The organism is uncultured Ruegeria sp. (genome assembly GCF_947489545.1).
Taxonomy (GTDB): Bacteria; Pseudomonadota; Alphaproteobacteria; order Rhodobacterales; family Rhodobacteraceae; genus Ruegeria.
In genome coordinates this window covers 1-4253 of sequence record NZ_CANLDZ010000055.1, presented here as the reverse complement: position 1 = coordinate 4253, position 4253 = coordinate 1, and the positions used below count along the sequence as shown (strand labels likewise).

Here is a 4253-nt window from a genome sequence, read left to right as displayed (position 1 = left end):
CTCTTATGCCACCGGGCTCAGCAACGCCGGTGATACCAGCGCTCTGAGTGCAAATGCAGGCCTCAAAGTGGTGTTCTGAGGGGGTGTGTCTGGTCGTTGTGAGGACTGGAACGTCAGCAAGTAGGCAATTCCGGAGCAGCGCAACGACCACGCCGAACATCTGCCTTTTCTCCGCGACACGCCTGAACAAGCCCTTTGAACCTTGACGAAACCTTCACCGTGCTTCGGTCCTCCGTTTCCTAAACATAACGGTGGACCAGTTCAGATGGGGCACTCCACTCGCCGTGCTCAGCGGCCAGACCGACCATCATCTGTGCAAAAACACCCCTATCGCTCCACCGTTTTCAACGATTGTACAGCGTCTTGTGCGGGCCATAGGCAGCAGGCGCGTTACGCCACCGTAACCCATTGCGATTGATGAAGATAATCCCGCTCAATACATGCCGGCCATTTACGCGTGGCTTGTCGTGGGGCTTTGGGAAGAAGGGCTTCAAGCGCGCCATCTGCGCGTCCGTAAGCCAGAAAAGATCAGACATGTTCACCGCTCGTTTTTGAACCGTGAATCACGCTGTAAGGCGGAAATCAATGGGTCCTGACCCTAGGTCCCGCTTTGCCATTTCGTATCACCGTTCATTTCTCTCGCCCGCAAAACAAACCTTAGAAGCCCGACTTCCGCAACGGCGGGTTCGTTGTATCGAAGGAATGGACCGCATCGGGATAGATGATGATATCAACCAAGCACCCCCCGCGTTAGCAACTCATCCTCAAATACTTGGCATGGGGCTCCGGGTGTCCAGTTGTCCTGACCACCTTGGAGACTATGTCGAGCTCGAAGTCCAATATTGATACTCTATTAGAATATAGTCGATAACTATTGTTAATGTGACCATCTTTTGTGCGATTCTTTTAGTGGCTATGCCAAAGAGAAGGCGCACAGAATTCATGGAAATGAATCAAATTCGATATTTTTTGGCAGTTGTTAAATATCGAAACTTCACTCATGCAGCGCAAGCCGAGAACGTTTCTCAACCTTCGCTCACGACCGCCATCCAGAAGATGGAAGACGAGTTGGGCGGTAAGGTGTTTTTGCGCGATCGTGCCGGAAATACTTTGACGCCGCTAGGCGCAGTCATTCTTCCGCGCTTAAAGGAAGTGTTGCAGAAAACTCAAAAAGCGATGGTAGATGCCAAACGTCATGTTCGTCTCGAAGGTGTTCCCATCAGTGTCGGAGTTGATGAAGAGCTCGGGTTGGCCAGGATAGCAGACGCGGTAACGCGGCATCAGGCGCGGGCACCGGAGATTAATTTTGAGATCATTGTCGACAAACAAAATGCGCTTCTAAACGGCCTTAGGGAAGGCCATTTTGATATCGCTATAACAAATACCGATGCTGCATCTGAGCTTTATCGGGCGGAGCCACTATACAGCGAAACATACCGCGCTGTTGTTTCCGCTACACACCCGCTCAGCCAAAGGGAAAGCGTGAACTTGGAGGTGTTGGCGGGCAACGAGGCGCTGACCAGAGTTGATAGTGATATGCGTGAAGTCATGTTCAGCTTTTGCGCTGATCGTGGCAACACAATGAATTTCACCTACCGTTCCAACCGGGTTGATTGGCTTCTGGAGTTGGTACGGTTGGGGAGGGGGTTTTTGATCTTGCCCGAGACGGCAATCCCAAGGAGCGAAGAGTTTACCTCACTAACCATTGAGGATGCCAACTTTGAGCGTCACGTGGTTGCGCTTCGGTATATCCACCAAACTTCGCGCCCCGAAGTAAGGGGTTTCATTCAAGAACTGGCCAGGCGCAAGCCAGTAGATGAATGCTGTATGTCATGACGCCGATTGCTTTTATCGACCTATATTGCGAACGGACTGCTCCTGGCTTTTGGAATGAACCAATAAACGCGATCAGCAATGTTGGTTTTGTGATCGCTGCGATTTTAGCGTGGCGTGTATCGCAGAAGCGAGAGGGCTTAGCACCAGATATATGAGAAATTACGCTTTTTGTTTTGGCGGCTCTGATTGGAGTAGGCTCATTCCTGTTCCACACCTTTGCGAACAGCTACGCTGAACTTGCCGATGTTGTTCCAATTTGGAGTTTTGTCGCGCTCTATGTATTTGTTGTGATCTACAGATCAACAGGTGAAGACGTCAAAAGAACGGTTCGTATTGCCACAATCGCAATATTCGTTGCCGGAACCGTGTTCTGGTTCACGTCAGGCGATATTGTGACCGATACCTATGGTCATGACCACGGTTCAGGCCGGCTTAATGGTTCTTTGCAATACCTTCCTGCCCTGGTCGCGTTGATCATCTTTAGTCTGATAACCACCTTTCGCCGCCACCCGGCACGCCGAATGATCGTTTTCGCGACAATGGCCTTTTCGCTATCACTTGTCATGAGAACAATTGATCATTCGGTATGTGACCTGACAGGCATTGGAACCCATTTCCTTTGGCATATCCTGAACGCCGTTTTGGTCGGCCTGCTGCTGGTTACCCTGGTCCGAGAGTATCCGCCTTTTGCGTCTGCTAAGTAAAGTCCACTAGCCACGGTTGACCGCAACCCTGGACCTTCTAGATCCCATTTGAACAAGTGTCTGTTTACGACGATAGTCACGCCAACAAATCCAATGACTTGCAAGGTGAAAATCTGAAGGGGTTCAAAGGGGATAGCGAGCTGCGATCTATGCGCGGGTTTCGACAACCGATCAGTCCTGCGAACGCCAGCTGCGTGAGCTGGCCGAGTTTGCGGAGCGTGGCGGTTATGATGTCATTGACGTTTTCAAGGAAACTGCGTCAGGCACCAAGTCGAACCGCGCGGAGCGATCAGAAATCATGGAACTGGCTCAAGCCCGGAAAATAGACGCCGTGTTGGTCACCGAGCTTTCCCGGTGGGGGCGCTCCACTCAAGACTTACTCGATTCCCTCAATAAGCTCTCGGGTTTGAAAGTCTCGGTCGTTGCAATGTTCGGTTTGACTTTTCAATTGGACACGCCACACGGGCGCATGACGGCTACGATGCTGGCTGGGATCGCGCAGTTTGAGCGCGATCTGATCAGTGAACGTGTAAAGTCCGGCCTGGCAGCCGCCAGAGAGCGTGGCAAAAAAACATGGCCTATCGCTCGCAGCTTCTCACAGTCCTCAAAAATCTTGGTCAAATCATCTTGCGTCATAACGCCCTCCTTGTTGTGAACTGTTAGGAAGATCATTACCCCATTGCTCATAACAAGCAGCTTCGTCTCGAAGCTTGATGATAACGCGCTGAGGAATTGCAAATCCTTCCAACTTCAACCGCTCTAGATTAACGGCGCAGCCTCTCGGGTTTGTGTGTTTGAACTTGGCTCCAGCGTCCTTATGAGCGATAGGAATCTTTGGGTATTCTTTTTCCCAAACCTCGCATCTGGCTTGTGCTGCGTCAGCCGCCTCACTCATGTCGCCCAAGTCTCGTTCGGTGAGCATTTTTTGGATCATGCCCAACCCGTCCAAGGGTCGTCCTTTGGGGTATCGTTTGGCAGCGACGCGAGTTGTCCATCCGCGCTTCAAATCCCCGCTAACATAGACATCGCAATAGCCGTTGTTGTCTGACCATTTGCAATAAGCCAAGTGTTTCTCCTTACTTTCTCCTACTGTTTCAGGTGAGACCGAGGCTCAGAAGTCGCTGGTAAAAACACGAACGCGTCCATGTTCATCCGTGAGACCGAACTCATCCCGTGATCGTCAAGTGCTTCCGGAGGAGTAAGAACAACTATCGTTCTTGCTCTGAACCTGGGTTTATTAATTCCGGCGTTGCGTGGCTCGGCTAGAGAAAAATTCCCACTCACACCGCGTCACGCTGCACCCGAAGGGGTCTCACTTTATTCTGAGTATACTGGGATCGAAAGCCAATACTGTTGTACTATTGCAGTATAGCCAATATCTATCGCTGATGGGCGATCCGAAAGCCTGCCTATTAATGGCTGCGCTTCTGACGAACGACTTGCAGGAAGCCTCTCCAAACCTTGAGCAGCCTCATCTGACTGGTCCAAGTTGATTGTTAGTGCATCATCGGCTCTTCGTAATGATGCGCAAAGTGGATCGCCCTCATAACAGCGGCCAAGACCTCAGGGTATCGGTTGATAGATATTTTCAGCTCAACTATTGGATATGTCTCGGTCTCGCCTGCAGCATAAACCTGGTGCGGTTCAAGCCGCGTCATCAGATGCGGGGACCATACGACTTGTAGACCTGCACAAATGGTCAAGCAGCGTCGG

Annotated in this window: 4 protein-coding genes and 1 pseudogene; 3 read left to right on the top strand and 2 right to left on the bottom strand. The window is 51.1% G+C overall.

The annotated features are described in order from the left end of the window. Positions 1 to 347: 347 nt before the first annotated feature. Positions 348 to 536, bottom strand: a pseudogene (locus Q1B13_RS26595) (transposase); the annotation flags it as partial. A 406-nt stretch (positions 537 to 942) separates the two neighbouring features. Between Q1B13_RS26595 and Q1B13_RS26590 the strand changes: the two are divergent. From Q1B13_RS26590 to Q1B13_RS26580, 3 genes are all read left to right on the top strand, one after another. Beyond that, entirely contained in the window at positions 943 to 1836 is an 894-nt protein-coding gene (locus tag Q1B13_RS26590) for a LysR family transcriptional regulator (protein ID WP_298938510.1), read from the top strand. Positions 1837 to 2009: 173 nt separating this feature from the next. Then, positions 2010 to 2540 carry a hypothetical protein gene (locus tag Q1B13_RS26585; RefSeq protein WP_299085896.1) on the top strand — a complete coding sequence of 177 codons (531 nt, stop codon included), beginning with the start codon at positions 2010 to 2012 and terminating at the stop codon, positions 2538 to 2540. 145 nt (positions 2541 to 2685) lie between these two features. After that, positions 2686 to 3195: a recombinase family protein gene (locus tag Q1B13_RS26580; protein WP_298938511.1), complete on the top strand. Its 510-nt coding sequence runs from the start codon at positions 2686 to 2688 to the stop codon at positions 3193 to 3195. Here Q1B13_RS26580 and Q1B13_RS26575 read toward each other — a convergent pair. Next, the gene (locus tag Q1B13_RS26575; protein ID WP_298938508.1) at positions 3163 to 3606 is read right to left on the bottom strand and encodes a hypothetical protein; all 444 of its coding nucleotides are present in this window, start codon (positions 3604 to 3606) and stop codon (positions 3163 to 3165) included. The genes Q1B13_RS26580 and Q1B13_RS26575 overlap by 33 nt on opposite strands. Positions 3607 to 4253: the final 647 nt, after the last annotated feature.